The organism is Dyadobacter alkalitolerans DSM 23607, assembly GCF_000428845.1.
GTDB lineage: Bacteria > Bacteroidota > Bacteroidia > Cytophagales > Spirosomataceae > Dyadobacter > Dyadobacter alkalitolerans.
Map to the genome: position 1 here is coordinate 82,704 of NZ_AUAS01000014.1, position 20,385 is coordinate 103,088.

19 protein-coding genes are annotated in these 20,385 nt (G+C 45.5%); 10 read left to right on the forward strand and 9 right to left on the reverse strand.

Translation table 11 applies throughout. From position 1 onward, the window contains the following. Nucleotides 1-9: 9 nt before the first annotated feature. The 4 genes from G395_RS0121480 (at nucleotide 10) to G395_RS0121495 (ending at nucleotide 4,060) form a co-directional block, all read left to right on the forward strand. Nucleotides 10-873 carry an SPFH domain-containing protein gene (locus tag G395_RS0121480; protein WP_026631960.1) on the forward strand — a complete coding sequence of 288 codons (864 nt, stop codon included), beginning with the start codon at nucleotides 10-12 and terminating at the stop codon, nucleotides 871-873. 1 nt (nucleotide 874) lies between these two features. Then, the gene (locus tag G395_RS32200) at nucleotides 875-1,033 is read left to right on the forward strand and encodes a type II toxin-antitoxin system antitoxin (protein WP_157486768.1); all 159 of its coding nucleotides are present in this window, start codon (nucleotides 875-877) and stop codon (nucleotides 1,031-1,033) included. Nucleotides 1,034-1,110: 77 nt separating this feature from the next. Then, nucleotides 1,111-3,291, forward strand: coding sequence for a S9 family peptidase (locus G395_RS0121490; RefSeq protein WP_026631961.1), 2,181 nt, complete (start codon nucleotides 1,111-1,113; stop codon nucleotides 3,289-3,291). 31 nt (nucleotides 3,292-3,322) lie between these two features. Further along, the gene (locus G395_RS0121495) at nucleotides 3,323-4,060 is read left to right on the forward strand and encodes a hypothetical protein (RefSeq protein WP_035361857.1); all 738 of its coding nucleotides are present in this window, start codon (nucleotides 3,323-3,325) and stop codon (nucleotides 4,058-4,060) included. Between the two features lie 110 nt (nucleotides 4,061-4,170). Here the strand turns inward: G395_RS0121495 and G395_RS0121500 are convergent, their stop codons facing one another. The 3 genes from G395_RS0121500 to G395_RS0121510 all read right to left on the reverse strand — a co-directional run bounded on the left by G395_RS0121500 (nucleotide 4,171) and on the right by G395_RS0121510 (nucleotide 7,538). Continuing rightward, the gene (locus G395_RS0121500) at nucleotides 4,171-5,694 is read right to left on the reverse strand and encodes a M28 family peptidase (protein WP_035361858.1); all 1,524 of its coding nucleotides are present in this window, start codon (nucleotides 5,692-5,694) and stop codon (nucleotides 4,171-4,173) included. A gap of 38 nt (nucleotides 5,695-5,732) precedes the next feature. Next, entirely contained in the window at nucleotides 5,733-6,713 is a 981-nt protein-coding gene (gene hemB, locus G395_RS0121505) for a porphobilinogen synthase (protein ID WP_211237794.1), read from the reverse strand. A gap of 138 nt (nucleotides 6,714-6,851) precedes the next feature. Further along, nucleotides 6,852-7,538, reverse strand: coding sequence for a response regulator transcription factor (locus G395_RS0121510; RefSeq protein WP_026631965.1), 687 nt, complete (start codon nucleotides 7,536-7,538; stop codon nucleotides 6,852-6,854). Nucleotides 7,539-7,601: 63 nt separating this feature from the next. On the opposite strand from G395_RS0121510, the gene G395_RS0121515 reads away from it, so the two are divergent. The 3 genes from G395_RS0121515 (at nucleotide 7,602) to G395_RS0121525 (ending at nucleotide 10,515) form a co-directional block, all read left to right on the forward strand. Continuing rightward, nucleotides 7,602-8,621 (forward strand): alpha/beta hydrolase, encoded by a 1,020-nt coding sequence (locus G395_RS0121515; protein ID WP_026631966.1) that lies wholly within the window; start codon nucleotides 7,602-7,604, stop codon nucleotides 8,619-8,621. A 112-nt stretch (nucleotides 8,622-8,733) separates the two neighbouring features. After that, on the forward strand, nucleotides 8,734-9,555 hold the full coding sequence (locus G395_RS0121520) for an enoyl-ACP reductase FabI (RefSeq protein ID WP_026631967.1): 822 nt from the start codon (nucleotides 8,734-8,736) through the stop codon (nucleotides 9,553-9,555). 144 nt (nucleotides 9,556-9,699) lie between these two features. After that, nucleotides 9,700-10,515 carry a hypothetical protein gene (locus tag G395_RS0121525; protein WP_084439761.1) on the forward strand — a complete coding sequence of 272 codons (816 nt, stop codon included), beginning with the start codon at nucleotides 9,700-9,702 and terminating at the stop codon, nucleotides 10,513-10,515. Nucleotides 10,516-10,521: 6 nt separating this feature from the next. Here G395_RS0121525 and G395_RS0121530 read toward each other — a convergent pair whose 3' ends face one another. From G395_RS0121530 to G395_RS0121545, 4 genes are all read right to left on the reverse strand, one after another. Further along, nucleotides 10,522-11,196 (reverse strand): Uma2 family endonuclease, encoded by a 675-nt coding sequence (locus G395_RS0121530; protein WP_229204249.1) that lies wholly within the window; start codon nucleotides 11,194-11,196, stop codon nucleotides 10,522-10,524. A gap of 41 nt (nucleotides 11,197-11,237) precedes the next feature. Continuing rightward, nucleotides 11,238-12,779: a YifB family Mg chelatase-like AAA ATPase gene (locus G395_RS0121535; protein WP_026631970.1), complete on the reverse strand. Its 1,542-nt coding sequence runs from the start codon at nucleotides 12,777-12,779 to the stop codon at nucleotides 11,238-11,240. Between the two features lie 93 nt (nucleotides 12,780-12,872). After that, nucleotides 12,873-13,721 carry a TIGR01459 family HAD-type hydrolase gene (locus G395_RS0121540; RefSeq protein ID WP_026631971.1) on the reverse strand — a complete coding sequence of 283 codons (849 nt, stop codon included), beginning with the start codon at nucleotides 13,719-13,721 and terminating at the stop codon, nucleotides 12,873-12,875. A gap of 45 nt (nucleotides 13,722-13,766) precedes the next feature. Continuing rightward, nucleotides 13,767-14,807, reverse strand: coding sequence for an aminoglycoside phosphotransferase/kinase family protein (locus G395_RS0121545; RefSeq protein ID WP_026631972.1), 1,041 nt, complete (start codon nucleotides 14,805-14,807; stop codon nucleotides 13,767-13,769). A gap of 149 nt (nucleotides 14,808-14,956) precedes the next feature. Between G395_RS0121545 and G395_RS0121550 the strand changes: the two genes are divergently transcribed. Next, nucleotides 14,957-15,931 carry a 1-acyl-sn-glycerol-3-phosphate acyltransferase gene (locus G395_RS0121550; RefSeq protein ID WP_026631973.1) on the forward strand — a complete coding sequence of 325 codons (975 nt, stop codon included), beginning with the start codon at nucleotides 14,957-14,959 and terminating at the stop codon, nucleotides 15,929-15,931. 42 nt (nucleotides 15,932-15,973) lie between these two features. Here the strand turns inward: G395_RS0121550 and G395_RS0121555 are convergent, their stop codons facing one another. After that, the gene (locus G395_RS0121555) at nucleotides 15,974-17,029 is read right to left on the reverse strand and encodes a VOC family protein (protein ID WP_026631974.1); all 1,056 of its coding nucleotides are present in this window, start codon (nucleotides 17,027-17,029) and stop codon (nucleotides 15,974-15,976) included. 295 nt (nucleotides 17,030-17,324) lie between these two features. On the opposite strand from G395_RS0121555, the gene aroB reads away from it, so the two are divergent. Beyond that, nucleotides 17,325-18,359, forward strand: coding sequence for a 3-dehydroquinate synthase (gene aroB, locus G395_RS0121565; RefSeq protein WP_026631975.1), 1,035 nt, complete (start codon nucleotides 17,325-17,327; stop codon nucleotides 18,357-18,359). Between the two features lie 90 nt (nucleotides 18,360-18,449). Beyond that, a complete protein-coding gene (locus G395_RS0121570) occupies nucleotides 18,450-19,025 on the forward strand; it encodes a DUF4136 domain-containing protein (RefSeq protein ID WP_026631976.1) in 576 nt (191 codons plus the stop codon). Between the two features lie 89 nt (nucleotides 19,026-19,114). Here the strand turns inward: G395_RS0121570 and mraY are convergent, their stop codons facing one another. Further along, nucleotides 19,115-20,329 (reverse strand): phospho-N-acetylmuramoyl-pentapeptide-transferase, encoded by a 1,215-nt coding sequence (gene mraY, locus G395_RS0121575; RefSeq protein WP_026631977.1) that lies wholly within the window; start codon nucleotides 20,327-20,329, stop codon nucleotides 19,115-19,117. Nucleotides 20,330-20,385 lie beyond the last annotated feature (56 nt).

Here is a 20,385-nt window from a genome sequence, read left to right on the forward strand (position 1 = left end):
AATATGACCATGAATGAGAAAGAATTACGATCGTCCTCAGGTTATGCGCTCTTTGGGCTGGGCCTGCTTTTAATGTTTGGTGGCGTTGGTCTTGTTGCGGCAGCCGGGACTGTGCTTGGCGGTGGCCTGGTTTTCGGAATAGGGTTTATAATTTTGATTGGCCTCACAGTCATTAACCCCAATGAAGCCGTTGTGACCACCTTTTTCGGTGACTATATGGGCACCATGAAACAAAGCGGCTTGCGCTGGGTTAACCCACTGTTTCGGAGGAAAAAAATCAGCCTTCGCGCTAGAAACCTCAATGGCCAGAAATTAAAGGTAAACGACAAGCTTGGTAACCCCATCGAAATTGCCGCCGTGGTGGTATGGCGCGTGGGTGACACCGCAAAGGCATCTTTTGAAGTGGACGATTATGTAAAATATGTTGAAATCCAGTCGGAAGCAGCGGTAAGGCATCTTGCCGGAGTGTATGCATATGACACGATGGAAGATGAAGACCTGCAGATTCAGGAAGTAACATTACGCGATGGAAGCGGGAAAATCAATGAAATGCTGGAAGCCGAGCTGACCGAACGTTTGAGCCGCGCAGGCATTGATGTCCTGGAATCACGCATTAGCCACCTTGCTTATGCCCCTGAAATTGCGGGCGCCATGTTACAGCGCCAGCAAGCGTCGGCCGTTGTGGCAGCACGCAGGCAGATTGTGAACGGAGCGGTAGGTATGGTGGATATGGCTTTGGCCATGCTTTCCGAAAAAGGGATTGTCCAGCTCGATGAAGAGCGGAAAGCGGCTATGGTAAGCAATTTGCTTGTTGTACTTTGCGGTGAAAAAGCGGCAACCCCGATCCTGAACGCGGGCACTTTGTATCCTTAATATGGCAGAAAAAAAAGCATTTGTTTTACGCGTAAATCCTGATATGCTCAAAGAACTCGAAGCTTGGGCACAGCAGGATTTTCGTAGTTTGAATGGTCAGATCGAATTTTTGCTGAGCGAGGCGCTGAAAAAACAGAAGCGCTCCAAGGCAAAAGAGTAAAAATCGGATCGTTCGGATCAAATATATTAAGTTTGTGTAACTTAGTTGTCGTACTATCTATTTACCAAAATTTTCAGATGAAGCACTTTGTCAGCACATTAATCTTAATACTGCTTACTTTTCAAATTCAAGCCCAAATTCCTGATACATTTCAATGGCTCCCCGACGGGACTGGCTATCGGGATGTTACCGAGCAGGGAATTGTAGAAACTACATTGCCGTCCCGACAAGAGAAAGTGATCGTAGCACAGGATTTACTTAAAAAAGCAGATGGGTCTCCAATGGAAATCAGGAGTTATACCATGAGCCAGGCTGGTGATAAAGTGTTGATATACACCAATACGAAGCGCGTATGGCGTTATCAGACGCGTGGGGATTATTGGGTTTTTGATGTTGCTGGTAAAACATTGAAACAGCTCGGCAAAGGATTGCCCGCATCGTCGTTAATGTTTGCCAAGTTTTCCCCGGATGGGAAAAAAGCAGCTTATGTAAGCAAGCATAATGTATATGCGGAAGACATTCAAAGTGGTGAAGTAAAACAACTTACCACCGACGGCACCGACCGCGTCATTAACGGAACATTTGACTGGGCTTACGAAGAGGAATTTGATTGCCGCGATGGTTTCCGGTGGAGCGGCGACAGCAAATCCATTGCTTACTGGCAACTGGACGCGCGCAAAATTCGCAACTTCCTGATGATCAACACCACAGATTCTATTTACTCATTTAATGTTCCTGTGGAATATCCGAAAGTGGGTGAAACGCCTTCTCCGTATAAGATTGGCGTTGTAGACATTGCAACCGCGCAAACCAAATGGATGAACATCCCAGGCGATCCGCAAAACACTTATGTGCCTAGAATGGAGTGGTCGGGCATGCCCAATGAGCTGGTAATCCAGCAATTGAACCGCAAGCAAAACGAAAGTACACTGTTATACATTAACACAACCGACGGCAGTGCAAAACCATTTTACACAGAAAAAGACGCCGCCTGGATCGATATAAAAAGCCGCTGGGAAAATGACCCGATGGGCTGGGATTGGATTAACAATGGCAAGGAGTTCCTTTGGGTAAGTGAAAAAGATGGCTGGCGTCACACCTATCGCGTGAGCCGTGATGGGAAAAAAGAGACATTGATCACCATCGGAAACTTCGATATGATCAATCCCGTGCGCATTAATGAGAAAAACAATGTCTATTACTTCACCGCATCGCCCGACAATGCTACGCAGACATATTTGTATAAAATTTCATTGGACGGAAAAGGCAAAGCGGAGCGCATAACGCCTGCTAACCAGTCGGGAACACATAGTTATGAGATTTCTCCGGGCGGAAAATTTGCCAGACATCAGTTTTCCAACGCCAAAACGGCCCCATTACAGGAGTGGATATCTTTGCCCAAGCACGTGTCAATCGACCCGGCAAACTCCATTGCACAGTCCACCGACAAGATCAACGCCGCAAAGCTGAACATTGAGTTTTTCAAGGTAAAAACAGCGGAAGGAGTTGAAATAGACGCCTGGATGGTGAAGCCAACCAACTTTGACCCTGCTAAAAAATATCCGATCGTGTTCATGGTTTATGGCGAGCCCGCAGGGAGCACCGTTAAAGACACCTATGGCACTGGCCGCAACCGCCTTTATTCAGGAAGTATGGCTGATGATGGTTACATTTATGCCTCTGTTGACAACCGCGGAACGCCGTCGCCAAAAGGAGCTGCCTGGCGGAAAGCGATTTATAAAAACATCGGAACGATCAACATTAAGGATATCGACGGTGCCGCAACGGCCATGTTCAAGCAATATGCGTTCATCGACACCAGCCGCGTTGCCGTGCATGGATGGAGCGGTGGCGGCTCGTCCACATTGAATTTGTTATTCCAATATCCGCAGCATTTCAAAACCGGCATCGCAGTAGCCGCTGTGGCCAATCAGCTGACTTACGACAACATTTATCAGGAGCGTTACATGGGTGTTCCGCAGGAGAACCGCGAAGATTTTGTAAACGGCTCACCGATTACGCATGCCAAAAATCTTAGAGGAAACCTGCTTTACATTCATGGAACAGGGGATGATAACGTGCATTATCAAAATGCTGAAATGCTTGTCAACGAGCTGATTAAGCACGATAAAGTATTCCAATTCATGCCTTACCCCAACCGCTCGCACGGGATTTCGGAAGGCGAAGGGACATCAAAGCATTTAAGAAGCTTATTCACGGATTATCTTAAAAAGAATTGCCCTCCGGGAGCAAGATAATGTTGAACTGCAAGCCAAAAGTTTGACCCAGATGAGATATTTTCTAAGCATACTAGCAGCGCTGACATGTTCTGTCGGCGCTGTAAAAGCACAACTGAGCGAAGGAACAAAAGTAGGCGTAGCAACCGGAAAAGGCCTTAATACGGACCGTTCCGGTGTTTTTTGGTCATCCCCGACCGAATCCTCAAACGTGATTGGCGACTTTTACATTGACTCATTATGGCACGAAGGATCCGTTAAGCTCAATGCGCCCATGACCCAGTTCGGTGGCATGGAATCAGATAGTCTGGCGGGCATAACCATTCGCTATAACGTCCTGAACGATGAGTTGGAAGTGCTGGCCAAAAAGAATGACGTCCGGGTCATTAAATCCAGTTATTTAAAGAGTTTTGAAACCAAAAATAACGGGACGTCACAACGCTTCGTCAGCGTCAAATCTCTAACTACCGATACGGATCTCAAAGGCGTTTGCGAAGTCCTCAGCTCCGGCAAACTAACCTTGATAAAACACTACAAACCCAGAATCACAAAACCCAACTACAACCCAGGCTTCGGAACCGGCCAGAAAAACACGATTGTGCGGCTGGACAGTGATTATTATGTGATTTCAAACAGCAAGCCAGAGAAGTTTAATGCTGGTAAGAAGGCTGTTTTGGCTTTAATGAGTGATAAAGGGAAGGACGTAGAAGCTTATCTAAAGGAAAACAAGGCCACCCTGAGGAGCGACCTTGATTTGAAAAATGTGTTTGATTATTATAATCAGAAGTAGATCGTTACCTAGCCTGTCACACTGAGCGTAGCCGAAGTGCGTTTACTGCTAGCAGTAAACGCACTTCGGCTACGCTCAGTGTGACAGATAATGGCCTCACGGATAACGAGTTACTTGCCATACAACTTCTTTGCAGCCGCTTCATACTTGTCGCCTGCACTCCATTGCGGAGCCACTTTTCGATCCGCAATTAAGCGAGTTGCATAAGCATAAGCTTGGCTGAATTTCAGTAAATAATTAAAATCAATCGTCTCGGGATTATCCGTAACCTGGTGGTAATTTTTCATGATATCACCATTGAATTCTTTAAAACCAGGCGTGAATGTCGGCGCAGGGATTCCTTCCTTTGCAAAATTCACATTATCCGAACGGTCAAATAAGCCTTGTTCGGGCGAAGGGTCGGCAAAAATGCCCAGGCCGAATGCTTTGCAAGCCGCCTCGATCTCAGCCCGCGCTCCGGTCCGGTCTAAGCCCATTACGGAAACAATGGTCGTGTCATTGTAACCCGCGCCGTCCGAGTTGATGTTAAAAATACATTTGTTCAAAGGCATTAGCGGATGAGAAGCATAATATTTGCTTCCTAGCAAGCCAATTTCCTCGCCTGTCAATGCGACAATCAGCACGGAGCGCTTCGGTGGGTTTTTGGTAAGTGCCTCGGCAGCAGTGAGTAAAGCAACAGTTCCAAAAGCATTGTCCCGCGCTCCATTGAAAATGCTGTCTTCCGCTGTGTAAGCTTGTCCGCCTTGCTTTCCTATGCCAATGTGGTCATAATGAGCGCTTAGCAGCACATATTCTTCTTTCAATTTGGGGTCGGTCCCAGCAATGTAACCTACGACATTATAACTATTTACAGTCTGTGATTTCCGACCGGAGGTTTTGAATTCCACTTCCTTCGCAGCCCTCAATGCGCGCGCATATTTGGCTTCTTTACCATTGATCCAAACGTGCGGAATAGATTTTTCAGCTCCCGTTCCCTCGATCAACGACAATTTTTCACTGGAAAAATTTTTGGTAACTACATTCCACGGGATAGGTGCATTGAACAATTCGATCACCGCAATAGCGCCCTTATCCATCGCCGTTTTCCGCTTTTCATTTGATGTGTTGATGATTTCACGCGGCGTCTGCGTCTCTGCCGTGCCACTTTCCACGAGCACAATCTTGCCTTTCACATCCAGATCTTTATAATCATCCTGATTTTTCGCAGCATTAACCAAACCAAAGCTCGCATAAACGATAGGCGCCTTAACAGTCATCTCATCGCCATTCATCAGGATCCAGTCCACGCCACTTTTCATCACCTCCGCATCCGCAATGATCTCCCCACTTCCATTAGCGCCCATTTTTTCAAAAGGCACATTCTGAAAATAAGTCGAATTGTTTGTCCCATTCCCCGGAACCGGCACCACGCCCAGCTTCCTGAACTGCTCAGCAATGTATCGCGCCGCCACCAGATTCCCCTGCTCCCCAGTCCTGCGCCCCAACAATTCATCCGCCGCCAAAAACCGCATATGGGCTTCTGTGTCAGACTTTTTGATCTGGAATTCGGGAAGTGAGTTAGTTTTCTTTTGAGCGTAGGCTGAATAGGAGGTTAGGCAGGCGAAAAGCGCCGCCGACAATAATATTTTTTTCATGGACAGAGTTTGGTGTTTTATCAACTTGAAGATAGCGATTATCTGTTCAAAATCACCGCAGCTTCCTTCGCGAAGTAGGTTAATATGCATTTTGCGCCGGCTCGGCGGATGCTGGTGAGAACTTCCATCATGGCCCGGTCGCCGTCGAGCCAGCCGTTTGCTGCGGCGGCTTTGATCATGGCGTATTCGCCTGAGACGTTGTAGGCTGCGATGGGAATGTCGAAGTTTTCGTCCAGTTGACGGATAATGTCGAGATAGGACAATGCGGGCTTAACCATCAGCATATCAGCGCCTTCGTCAAAGTCCAGCTGTGCTTCGAGCAATGCTTCGCGCTTGTTGGCGGGATTCATTTGGTAGGTTTTTTTATCCCCGAACTTAGGAGCGGATTCCAGTGCATCGCGGAAAGGTCCGTAGAATGCGCTGGCGTATTTGGCTGAGTAGGACATAATGCTAACGTCCGTAAAGCCATGATCGTCGAGATGTTTACGAATGTATCCAACGCGCCCGTCCATCATATCGCTCGGGCCGAGAATGTCGGCACCGGCTTTTGCTTGCGCGAGCGACATGTTGCCCAGGATTTCCAATGTTGCGTCATTCAGGATTTTACCGTTTTCAACCAAACCGTCGTGACCATCGGAGCTGTAAGGGTCCATGGCAACGTCCGTCATGATGACCATTTCAGGGAATTTTTCCTTGATGGCGGTGATCGCTTTGAGATAAAATGTATGCTCCTGATGGCTTTCAGAGGCAAAACGATCTTTTTTGCTTTCGGGATAATTAGGGAAAAGATCAATGGCGCGGATGCCCAGGTCTGTGACTTCTTTCAGTTCTTCCAGCAAATTATCCAGCGAATAACGGTGGATGCCGGGCATGGATTTCACCTCGATTTTGAGGTTTGCGCCTTCCTGAACGAACATCGGATAAATAAAATCAGAAACCTGAAGCGTCGTTTCCTGAACCAAATCCCTGATGGCAGAAGATTTTCTATTGCGTCGCGGACGACGGGATATATTGATCATGATTGATTGGCTTGCGGCGATCAGCGGTCGGCTGTCGGCATTTTTACTATGTGACTAGGTAAAGAACCATCCGGAAAATGTTAGAGTTTCCGGCGAAAACGTTTTTTGAAATTCTTTACCCAAAATGAGAGGCCTGAATCAGCCCACCATCAACTTGAAACCCTCGCCGTGCAGGTTCATGATCTGGATAGAAGTGTCCTCACGCAGGTATTTTCGCAATTTGGTAATGTAAACATCCATGCTCCGCGCATTGAAATAGGAATCATCGCCCCAAATGGTCTTCAAAGCAAAACTGCGGCTGATCGGCTGATTGAGATTTTGGCAAAACAATTTTAACAATTCCGACTCCTTACTCGTCAACCGCACCGATTTATCATTTGCAGAAAGTTGCTGATGGTCATAATCAAACGTATACTGACCCACCTGAAATGTCTTCGCTTCTTCCGGCGCGTCGGGCTGTTTTTTATAGCGGCGTAAAATGGCCTCAATGCGCAGCAACAGCTCTTCGCGGTCAAACGGTTTGGTTACATAATCATCTGCGCCCACCCGAAAACCTTGCATTGTGTCCTCTTTCATGGACTTTGCCGTCAGAAAGATAATGGGCACGTCGCGACCGGTCATTCGAACTTCCTTAGCAAGAGAAAATCCATCTTTTTTAGGCATCATCACATCGAAAATGCAGAGGTCGTAGGTTTTGTCTACAAACGATTGCCAGCCTTTTTGCCCATCAGTAGCTAAATCGGTAGGAAAGCCTTTATCGATCAAATATTCCTGAAGCAAAGATCCCAGGTTGGCATCGTCCTCGACGAGTAAAAGATTCGGCATGGGGAAGGATAATTAAATTATGTTTGCAAGATAATATTGATAAACCTTCTTAACTCATAAAAAATGTTAAAATTCCTACTTTGGATTGTTGGAATCATCGCGGTCCTGGGCATCGTTTACCTCGTCGGACCGAAAGTTCCGGAAGCTGAACTCACGCCTGTTTTGCCTGCGGTAACCAGTAATTTGACCGCATTGGAAGAAGAAATTAACCAAACCGAAAAGGCCACACCCAACATTAAACCCGACAATGAAGCCCGCATTATCTGGGCCGATTCGTCCGAAAAGCAGAAAACACCTTATAGCGTTGTCTACATTCACGGCTTTGGCGCCAGCTGGGCGGAGGGTGATCCTATTCACAAGGATTTAGCCAAAAAATATGGCGCGAACCTATACGTGGCGCGTATGCACGACGCCGGCATTGCGGATACGAACGCATTGAAGGATCTTACGCCTGAAAATTTCCTGGAAGGGGCAAAACGCGCTTTGGCGATCGGTAAAGTGCTGGGAGACAGCGTGATCATGATCGGAACATCTGCGGGAGGCTTACTAACCACTTATCTGGCTGCTACACATCCTGAGATCAAAGGCGTTGTGCTTTACTCGCCTTGTATTGAAGTCAAAAACTCAACATTGAAGCTCATTACGCGTCCCTGGGGCAAGCAGATTTTGCATAAAGCCATCGGTGAATACAGCAAGTCACGGGACAGCATTCCAGAGCGTGCGCAATTCTGGTTGCAGGGCTATCATACCAATGGCCTCATTACATTACAGCAAATGATGGATGCGATTTCCCGGCCGGAGGTTTTCCAGAAAATCAAGATGCCGATTTTTGTAGGTTATTATTACAAAAATGAAGAAGAGCAGGATCAGGTGGTTTCTGTAAAAGCCATTGAAAAAATGTTCCCGGAGCTGGGCACGCCCGATAATCAGAAAGTTTTGAAAGCATTTCCCGAAAGTGGCGACCACGTGATTGCATCCCGGTTGCGCTCGAAGGATCTGAAAAGCGTGTATGACGCCACAGATCAGTTTTTTCAGCAAAAGCTGCACCTTAAACCAGTAGAAAATAGCGTTTTACAGCCTTGATTTAAGGGCTTTCGAAAAGCGGATCGGGCAAAGAATCTGGTTTAGGAAACCAAAAATGCTTTACTTTGCCGCCTTAAACGGACTATCCTATTAATCATTATAAAAGGAAAACATGGCTTACGGTTTATTAAAAGGAAAAAGAGGAATTATCTCAGGTGCATTGGACGAAAATTCCATTGCCTGGAAAGTCGCACTGAAAGCGAAAGAGGAAGGAGCCACATTCACATTGACCAACGCCCCGATTGCCATGCGAATGGGCGCAATCAACGATCTGGCTAAACAATGCGACGCACAGATTATTCCCGCCGATGCCACTTCTGTTGAGGATATCGAAAATCTTTATACACAATCCATGGAAATTCTGGGCGGAAAAATCGATTTCGTCCTGCATTCGATAGGAATGTCTGTCAATGTTCGTAAAGGAAAATCCTATGGCGACCTGAACTACGAATGGATGCAAAAAGGCATTGATATTTCTGCAATTTCCCTGCATAAATTTTTACAGGTTGGCGAAAAGCTGGACGCGATCAATGAGTGGGGATCGGTTGTAGCATTATCCTACATTGCAGCACAGCGCACGTATTCTTTTTATAGTGATATGGCGGAGGCCAAAGCGATGTTGGAAAGCATTGCACGCAGCTATGGTTACCGTTACGGAAAAGCAAAGAATGTTCGCGTAAACACCATTTCTCAGTCTCCTACCAAAACCAAAGCGGGATCAGGAATCGAAGGTTTTGACGCATTTTATGACTTTGCAGAGAAAATGAGCCCCTTAGGAAACGCAACAGCTGACGATTGCGCGAATTATGCGATCACACTGTTCTCCGATCTGACGAAATTTGTAACAATGCAAAATCTCTATCACGACGGTGGTTATTCGTCAACCGGGATCTCGGAAGAGCTGGTTACAATGATCCAGAATCAGCACAAATAACATTTCACAAAATACATTGCAAAAACCCTTCAAGGCACACGTTTTGAGGGGTTTCTGTTTTTATATAAAATAATGCAGCCGATCGTCCGTTTCGCGTTGTGTAATATTTGTGAACCAGTTAGTTTCGCTCAACAATTTAACCCTATGGATTTAAAGGTGACTATGCCTGTTTGGAAGACTTTCAATGCACAGTGGAAGCTGCTGTTGCTATCCGTTATAATGCTTTCGCTGGCTTCTTGCGGAGGTGATAAAGAACAAGAAAAACCCGCCGCCCCGGATGCGCCGATGTACACATTGGTTTTTTTGGACAAAACGCAAAGCGTACATGTAGACAAGGCCTATGTCAATGATAAATATCGCCAGGCGCTGACCGATATCATTGAAAATAACATGAAGAACAAAGGTGATAAGCTGGAAGTCTATTTTATACACGAAAACACATCCAAAGCCCGCGCATTATCGCTTACTGTAAGAAGTGAAAAAGATAATGTAGAAGGCGTTAATGCCACAGACCGCGAAGGCATTGAAACCGCATTTCAGCTTTCGTTGCAAAAAGAAAAGGGAATTTACCTGAGACAATTGCTGGCCAAGCTTAATCAGCAAAATACAGGTGCATCTAACCAATCAACCGACATTTGGGCGAGTTTGCCCGTCATTGCCAAAGCAGGCGAAAGCGGTTCGGAAGTAAAAGTCTACTATTTCAGCGACATGGTAGAAAGCGTAAAAGGCGCCGACCGCCGCGATTTCCACATCAAACCCCCAAAATCCGACTCCGAAGCCGAGCAGGACGCAAAAGAAGACGTGAAACAACTGGAAAAATACACCATCGGCTCACCGCAGGTAACAATTGTCTCACCTTTCGAAGCCACCGCATCAAGCAAAGAAAACAATCCCCACGTAACACACTACTGGCAAACGTTGTTTCAGGAAATGGGCGGGGTAAGTGTAGAGGAACTTTGAGTAGTATCAGATGTTACGCATCGCTTTTACGTTTTCTGCTTTATTGAAAATGGCTGCTATGGGAATCTTAAATCCTTCCACTACGAAACTTTCGATAAAACCTTGTGAAGAGTTTAGTACAAGTGAATACTCCTCGCCAACTAAATGATATTGTTCAATGGTTTGGTTTTCAGGATCGGCGATCCAATATTCTTCCACCTGATGCGCTTCGTAGTCTTTGAATTTAATTCCTCTGTCCCTGCATTCTGTTGATGGAGAAATGACTTCAATAATTAAATCGGGTGCAGGAAAAAGTATTTGATGCTCTTTGAATAGATCAGCCTTTTCGGGTTTAAAATAACAAATATCCGGCTCATAATCGTTGCGAGTCAGGGTGATCATCATTTTCTCGGCTCCCACAAATCCCAAATCATGTTCTATTGAATAAATGTTGAGAAGTTGTGCAAGCAACAGCATTGCGCGGTTGTGTTGCAGCTTAGCAGGGGAGTGCACAACAATTTCTCCATTAATGAACTCAACCTTTTCTTGTTCAGTAATGGCATTATAAAAATTAATCCGTTGTTCCTGCTCTTCGTTCAGCATAGCAGTAATGGCTTTAATGATGAAAAACGCATTTGGCTCATTGAGAATCTCGGATGCAATGCGTTTTTCTTTCACTGTTTTTAGCATCAGTGTTTCCAAATTTAACAAAATTTAAGTGTAAAAAGGTTGATTCCACGAGGTTACCCAGCCCAATTCTCCCTATCCAGACTCCTATACTGAATGGCTTCGGCTAAGTGCTGCACTTGAATGTCGGGGCTGTCGGCCAGGTCGGCGATGGTGCGGGAGACTTTTAGGATGCGGTCGTAGGCGCGGGCGGAGAGGCCTAGGCGTTCCATGGCGGTGCGTAGGAGGGCTTTTCCCGGGTCGGAAATAATGCAGATTTCCTTGACCATTTCGGGCGACATCATGGCATTGGAATAAATTTCCTTATTATTCCTGAACCGCTCCGTCTGCATTTCGCGCGCTTTGATCACGCGGGCGCGGATCTGCTCGCTGCTCTCGGATTTGCGTGTAGAGGCAATCTGATCAAAGGAAACGGGTGTAACTTCGACGTGAAGATCAATGCGGTCCAGGAGCGGGCCGCTGATTTTGTTGAGATATTTTTGAACAACTCCCGTTCCGCAAACACATTGCTTTTCAGGGTGATTGTAGTAGCCGCAGGGGCAAGGGTTCATGCTGGCGATAAGCATGAAATTGGCTGGAAACTCAACCGTCATTTTGGCTCTCGAAATCGTTACTTTCCGTTCTTCCAAGGGTTGCCGCATCACTTCCAGCACCGAGCGTTTGAATTCGGGCAGCTCATCCAGGAACAGCACGCCATTATGTGAAAGGGATATTTCTCCTGGCTGCGGAAAGCTCCCGCCGCCAACCAGCGCAACATCGCTGATAGAATGGTGCGGTGCCCGGAAAGGCCGCCTGGAAACCAGCGTAGCGCTTTTTCCAAGCTTACCGGCAACGGAGTGGATTTTTGTTGTTTCCAAAGCTTCGGGCAAGCTCAGTGGCGGCAGAATGCTCGGGATACGCTTTGCTAACATTGTTTTCCCGGCTCCGGGCGGGCCGATCATAATTGCATTGTGGCCGCCAGCGGCGGTGATTTCCAGCGCCCGCTTAATATTCTCCTGCCCTTGAACATGCTCGAAATCAGCATCATACTCATTTTGTGATGTAAAAAACAGATCGCGCGTGTCGACAACAATGGGCTGAACATTGGATTTACCTTCAAAAAAAGCAATGGCGTCCGCGAGGGTTTCTACGGGAATAACGTCAACATTGTTGACAATTGCGGCCTCATGCGCATTCTCGGCCGGTAGAATAAACCCTTTATAGCCCTGCTTGCGTGCTTCAATGGCTATCGGCAAGACACCTTTGATGGGCCTCAAAATTCCATCCAGGGAAAGCTCTCCCAGGATAATGTAGTCTTCGAGATTGTGCTGGCAATTTAGCTGTTCCGAAGATTGGAGAATGCAGAGTGCGATGGGCAGGTCATAGGCAGAGCCTTCTTTGCGGATGTCGGCCGGGGCGAGGTTAACCACCAATTTTTGCCGCGGCATTTTGTAGCCATAATATTTGAGCGAGGCTTCAACGCGCTGCTGGCTTTCCTTTACAGAACTATCGGCCAGCCCGACCATATAAAAGCCCATTCCCTGGGCCACATTCACTTCGATCGTAGTGATCGTCGCATCCACGCCGTAAACGGCACTTCCGTAAGTTTTGGCAAGCATGTGTGTGTAGTTTAGTTTTTGGCAAAAATAGCAGGAAATCGGAAAAAGAAATCATTAATCCAATAATGCTTGCCAAAAACTGATAACCACTTGTTACTCAACGACAGCTGAAACGCAAATGTAAGTTGGGATAATTCCGGTGGCCCTTATACGGACTTCGGCATCTTCCGCTTGCGTATTGCCAGTGAGGACCAGGGCAGTGTCTAAACCAAATTTATTACCACCCAAAATATCCGTATGCAATGTATCGCCCACCATCAGAATGTTCTGCTTGCTGACATTCGGGTAATTCTTAATATGCTGGTAAGCAAAAATAAACATCTGAGGATCAGGCTTCCCGAAGCGGATGAATTGCCGGCCAATGGTGTCCTCAATCATTTTAGCCAAGGCGCCAACAGCGATAGATAAGCGGCTTTTTGAAGCAGGGTAAGTCTTGTCCGTATTGGCTACAATCACGGGAATGTTGCGTTTCCGAAGCAAATTTAATGTTTTGGTTAAATCTGTATTCCAGTCGAAACCTTCATCGTCCAGGAAAACCAAGGCATTCACATCTTGCACAGCATTGAGATCCAATTCTCTGATTGACAGGGTTTTCAGGTCTGTTGATCCTATGTAATGAGCGGAGTTGTCCGTTCCCAAATACGCTACCACTCCCTTTCTTACCTTCAATTCAAGATATTCTCTCGCCAACATTCCCGAAGAAATGATACGGTCGGGCGTAACGTCGTCAATGCCCAGTTTAACATAGGATTCCGCCAGCTGCTCAGGGCTCCGCGATGCGTCATTGGTAACCACATAAAAGTCCTTACCCGTCTCGCGCAGGTAAGCAAATGTGTTCTCAATGCCCGGAATAAGGCCATTATAAGTTTTAAGAACGCCAAAAGCATCAAAGAAAATTACTTCATATTTTGAGATTACAGACTTAAAATTGTCAAGGATCATTCTGGTGGTGTCTTAGGAGTGAATAAATTGCGAGCGAAAATCAGGCTATAAATTAAGCGCTCTCAGGATTTTGTCTTCGTCAAAACCTTCGATGGAGGGGAAATAAAGTTCGTATGCTTCCTTTTGTAATTTCGTGCAATAGGACCTGTGGAAGAAATATTTACCATATTTAATCACATAATTTAGAATGAAAAAGCGGTATGCTTCTTTCATAAACCGCACTTCATTGACCGTCAGTGGGTAAACCTGGTGGTATTCTTTCAAAAAAATCATAAAACGGTCCTCCATCAATGGCCCCAGGAGATAACTGAAAACCGTCCTGTCGCCCACATTGGAACAAACCCGGGCAAAAAAGTAAAAGTCCATGATCCTGGAAGAAACGCGGAACCAGTCGTAATCCCATCGCGAATAGAGCTTCAAATCATCGGTTACTGAAAAGTTGCCAATATTCCAGTCGACAAAAACGGGCATTTTATCAAATGAGCTGACGTTCAGGCGCTGGATATTTTTCATAAAAATATCGCATTGCTTGCGCAGGAGCTGGATATAGCCGCGATGTTCATACTGACCGGTGTCTGTATCCAAAATTTCCAGCAAATGCTGAATGTCCGTGCGCAGGTTTTTTGAGGACTTTGGCGTTGATTTTCCTGCCCTCAAACAGGCAAGGTGAAATCTGGCCGTTTCGTTTCCCAACTTCTTGATCTGCTCTTCATTAAGCCTTTTAGGAAGCCGGTTCATGGCTCGGATCGGGTTGTAAAAGACCACCCAGGTATCGACAAAATCTTCCTGATAGCGGTAAGTATAAACCTGGTTATTTTTCACAAGTGACCGCGCGAGCACATTCTCAAACGGATAAAGCAAATTATTGGCAAGCGCCTGAATGATCCTATGGTCTTCTTTGAAATGCTCATATTTGCCAAAATAGGACAGTTTGGCAACAACAATATCGTCGTTATCAAGCGTCACACGAAAGACGTGATTCGTTGACACTTTGGCACTTATATCTTCAACAAACTTAACTCCAATCGAATTATCAAACCCTGCCCAGGCCTTCCGGATAATTTCAGGATAATCTTTTAAACGCATTTATTCTATTATTTGGGCATTGCAAAATGTTGATGCTATGCTCTTTAAGAGCTCAATTCAATGTCAAAGTTAGCAACTTCGGGGGAGCGGACACGAGGCATATATCGAAACTTTGAATAATTTTGCAGGTCAATTTTACCGTATACATTTTGTTCTTCTACTTCTCCCGTTTCCTGGTCCGACTAGCGCTGCCGATTTATTTAAAAAAGCTTTGTGTAACAGGCTTCGAAAAGCTGCATAAGGGGCCGTTGCTCATTGCATCCAATCATTCCGGCTCTTTTTTCGACGCTGTTGTGATCGGTTCAATTTTGCGTCACCCCATTCATACCCTGACGCGCGGTGATGTTTTCAAGAAAAAGGCGGCAGCATTCTGGCTCAGGCAAATCAAACTTATTCCAGTGTTCAGGGGCTCAGAAGGTCGGCAGCATGTGAAAAACCATGACGTTACCGTGCAGGAAGGTCATGATGCGATGAAAGGAGGCGGTGCGGTGGTTGTCTTTTCAGAAGGAATCTGTGTCAATGAATGGAATTTGCGTCCGTTGGGAAAAGGTACAGCGAGAATGGCTTACCAAACCTGGTATGGCGATGATCCGCTTAAAAATATGGGTGTTGTACCAACAGGTGTAAACTACGAACACTTTCGTGGGCCTGGAAAACGGGTCTCTCTGCGCTTTGGAGACGCTATTTTGATTAATGACATCGCAACAGACCCTCAGGAGTACGAAAAATGGCTGCGGGAATTTAACGATATCCTGGAACGGAAAATGAGTAGGGAAGTTTGGTCGATCCCAGCCGACATTTCAAAAGCGGAACGTACACAGCGATTGAATGCATTATTCGGCGATTGTCCGCTTCCACCTAATGGTAATGCGATTCAGAAAGCCATCGGATGGTTCGGGCGCGCAATTCATCGCCCTTTATATCATTTTTTTGAAAGGAAAACTGCCAAGTTAACCGCTAGGTCGGTGTTTTATGACTCGGTTCTGTTTGGTTTGTTAATGTATTTGTATCCAGCGATTGTGGTTTTGCTTTCGCTGATCACAGGATTAATTGCAGGTTGGCCAGCAGCATTGGCATTGTTTTTCCTGCTGCCGATACTAGCCTGGTTTGCAGCCAGATACTAAACTTTCCAAGTTTATAAACATGGAAAGTCTATGGCATGTCGGTCAATCCTTCACCCGGCTCAAACCCATCAGTTTCAGCATCCAATCTGGTAACGGTTTTTGATGTTTTCTCTTCTGAATGTCCAGGAACCAGCCTATTTTCTTCAAAATGGGCAATTTATGCGTTTCCACCAATTCAATCAATGTGCCGTCCGGATCTTCCAGGTAGGCGAAGCGACCCGCAGCCGATTCCATACCGAATGATCTTTCGCTGTCGATGGTGAATGGATATCCTTGTGATTGCAGTTTGGATTTTAATGTATCCATATCAATTGTATCAAAGCACAAATGGATAAAGCCGCAATCACCCCAGAACCGGTTTTCGAAGATTATCTTAGGCGTACGGTCCAGCGCCTGAACAAGTTCGATCTGAACGTTACCCAGCAAACGGCTGAATGCACCGTGCGGCGTAAACTTTTTTCTTAATAACACCCTTCTGAAACGCTGTCCCTTAACCGATGCAGGAATGTCTTCAAAAACACCCGTTTCATCATAAACAACTTCCAGCGGTTGAAGTAAATTTTTATAAAAAACGAGCGATTGATCCATGTCAGAAACGCCCACAACAACGCCGGAAACGCCACCAACTGGTTTTTCGGTTTTTTGAAACCACGTTTCGTCGCTTGTAATCTGAAATGTATTTCCATAAGGATCATTCGCCCAGAATCCCTGTCCTTCCGGCAGCGAAACCAATGGACCCGCATTCTCTTTGGATTGGCTTTTTAACCATTCATGTGCTTTTTTAACATCGGGCGCCTTAAAACGAATGGCATTGATGCCGAGATCTCCGATTTCAATCTTGAAATTCGCAGGCTGCGACTTTCTGCTCGTAAATGACCAGATTTCCAGTCCGCCTCCACCAGCCAGGTTAATAGCCAAAACGGCATGTCTTTGATGCACTTCTCCGCCCGTATAAGGCGTCATCAGCGGCGCTTCGGCCTTTTCATCAAACACCGGCACATCAAAACAAAGCATCTTACGATACCATTTCCATGCGTCCGGCACATTCTGAACACCAATTCCTACCTGTTGAATCCCTGAAATCAGCGGAGTACTCATTCGTTGAAAATTATGATTAGTTAAAGGCTTGATATTTCAATTCCGGGGTTAAGCGGACGACAATTTTACAAAATAAAACGCAAACCAGGCAGCGGTAAGCGCAATTGAGATGAAAATGTGGAGTGTGGAAAAATTTTCTTGGGATACAGAACCTGATTGCATATTTGGTAAACATAATAATTCATATCTTTAAATTAGATTTCCAGAATATTATTTCTAAAAACCTGGATATCAACGCATCCATTATGGTGCCTTCGTCGTATGTGTTACGAGCGCTGTCTCACAAAATAGTAGAATGAACGATTCCGTAGTCATTGCCCCAGTTAGTGAAAGTTTAAGTGAATTTTTGAGTTCGTCTGAGTATTCCAAAGTTTTTGTAATTGCGGATAACAATACGAAGAAGCATTGTTACCCATATTTTAAGGCGGTTTTACCGGTGCATAGCATTGTAAATGTGCCCAGCGGAGAGTCGAATAAATTGTTGTCGACCTGTGAAAAAATATGGGACGCAATGACAAAAGAAGCTTTGGACAGGCATGCTTTGGTGATCAATGTGGGCGGCGGAGTGATTGGGGATATGGGTGGTTTTTGTGCGGCAGTTTACAAACGTGGAATAGATTTTATACAGGTGCCGACGACTTTGCTTTCGCAGGTCGATGCGAGTGTCGGAGGTAAATTGGGGATTGATTTTCAGGGTTTTAAAAATCACTTAGGTGTTTTTACACTGCCTCGAAAAGTGCTGATAGACCCTGTTTTTTTGAAAACCTTACCGGAAAGGGAAATCAGGTCCGGGTTTGCAGAAATTATCAAGCATTGCCTGATTGCAGATGCAGCGAAATGGGAGGAAATCAGGTCAAAGGATTTTGAAGAACAAAACTGGACAGATCTGATCGCACATTCTGTAAAGATTAAGCAGTCAGTTGTAGATGAGGACCCTACGGAGAAGGGTTTGCGCAAAATATTGAATTTCGGACACACGCTCGGGCATGCAGTAGAGACTTATTTTCTTAACAAACCTGCAAACCAGAGGTTGTATCACGGAGAAGCGATTGCAGTGGGAATGATCATGGAAAGTTATCTTTCCTTTTCACGAAAAATGATTGACCAGCAGACGCTTACAAATATTGAAGAGTTTCTTTTTGCTACTTATGGCAAAGTGGACATTAAGGCAGAAGACGTTGAAGAAATCATAAACCTGACCCGTCAGGATAAGAAAAATAAAGGAAAAGAAGTGCGGTTTTCATTGCTAAGGGGAGCAGGGCAATGTGCGTTTGATATAGTGGTTTCTGCTTCTGAAATGCGTAAATCAATAGCTTATTATTTGGGATAATTTTTTAAAATACCTGGCATAAGCTGTTGGTTTTGATGGATTTGTATAAATACATGCTTGATACATATTTTCATAAACCTGACAAATTAAATGCTTATGCTAAGGTCAATTTTTACTTATGCCGCTTTACTCCTAGTCATCATTATAGCGGGCTGTTCCAGTGGTCGGAAAGTTTTTGTGGAGCATGATTACAGCTACGAGACCAACTTCAAGGATTATTCTTCCTATACTTTCCTGGAATGCGAACGCGACACCAACAATCTCTGCACAGAGATTTATGAAGCGATCCGTCGTCAAATGCAAGTGAGAGGCTACAAGCTCACAGCAGAAAAGCCCACACTACTAGTTAATTACGGTATTTTTTATGATAACCTGCGTTATCAGGGTTATATGCAGCCAGTTATCAAAAACTGGGTCGATACAGAAAACGACGGCTTCCGTTACGAACCGATTAAATACGCATTGGATAAAGGAACACTTATCGTTTCACTGATCGACGCCGAAAGTGACCAGGTCGTATGGAGAGGCTATGCATCCGGGATTTTCAAAGGCGTAGAAACCTCAAATAACCATTACAGAAGCGTTGTAAGAAGGATTTTTGACCAATATCCACTCTTTGCAAAGGGCTATGACCCGAGACGTTATAGCGAGGCAGTAGGGCGGTAAACCTACATTGTCACACTGAGCGGAGTCGAAGTGCTTGCACGACGTACCAGCACTTCGACTCCGCTCAGGCTGACAGGGGCATCAACAACCTACCGCAACTTCAAAGTTGCCAGCGTCAAAATCGCCAAAATAATTCCAACAATCCAGAACCTGGTTACAATTTTCGATTCGTGGATGCCTTTTTTCTGGTAATGGTGGTGCAGAGGCGACATTAATAGCACCCTTCGGCCTTCGCCGTATTTTCGTTTAGTCCACTTGAAATAGCTGACTTGAACGATTACGGACAGGTTTTCGGCGATGAAAATTCCGCACATGAAAGGGATAAGCCATTCTTTGCGGATTGCTAATGCTATGACGGCGATAACTCCACCGAGCATCAAGCTTCCGGTGTCGCCCATGAAAACCTGGGCGGGATAAGCATTATACCAGAGGAACCCGACGCAGGCGCCTATAAATGCGGCGCAAAAGATCACCAGCTCACCTGAATTTGGGATATACATGATGTTCAGATATTGCGAGAACTTTGTATTTCCGGATAAATAGGCCAGAACGCCCAGCGTAAGCGCAATGATCCCCGAAACACCTGCGGCTAAACCGTCGATTCCGTCGGTAATGTTGGCTCCGTTGGAAACGGCGGTGATGATGAAAATAGCGATGATCGTGTAAATAACCCAAGTATATTCTTCTGGTAACCAGCCAAATAGTAGGGCTTTATAGTCAAATTCGTTGTTTTTGATAAATGGGATTGTCGTTACTGTCGGGTGGATAATGTCGCGGTAACGCTGGATTTCGCCCAGATTGGAGCTTAGCAACGGTTGCTCGTAAATCCTGATTCTGACATTGTCATTAAAAGAAAGCGTCAGACCCACAATCACGCCTAATCCAACCTGCCCTACAATCTTAAATCGCCCGTGAAGGCCATCTTTGTTGTTTTTGAATTTTTTCAGATAATCATCCACAAACCCGATCATTCCGGTCCAGAGCGCAGTAATGATGAGCAGGACAATATAAACGTTGGTCAGTTTTGCGAACAGCAGTACTGGAATGAGCAAAGAGGCGAGAATAATAAACCCACCCATAGTCGGAGTTCCTGCTTTTTCCATCTGACCGGCCAATCCCAAATCCCGGATAGTCTCGCCCATTTGCTTCTTTCTCAGAAAGTTAATGATGGTTTTTCCATAAGTGGCGGCGATGAAAAGGGATAAAACCGTGGCTCCCAGTGCCCTGAATGAAATATATTGGAAAACACCGGCTCCCGGGATATTGAAGTGCTTGTCGAGATAATCGAATAAGTAATAGAGCATGAATAATGTATTGGGGATGACTTTGCAAAGTTGGTTCTTTTCAAAGACTACGCAAA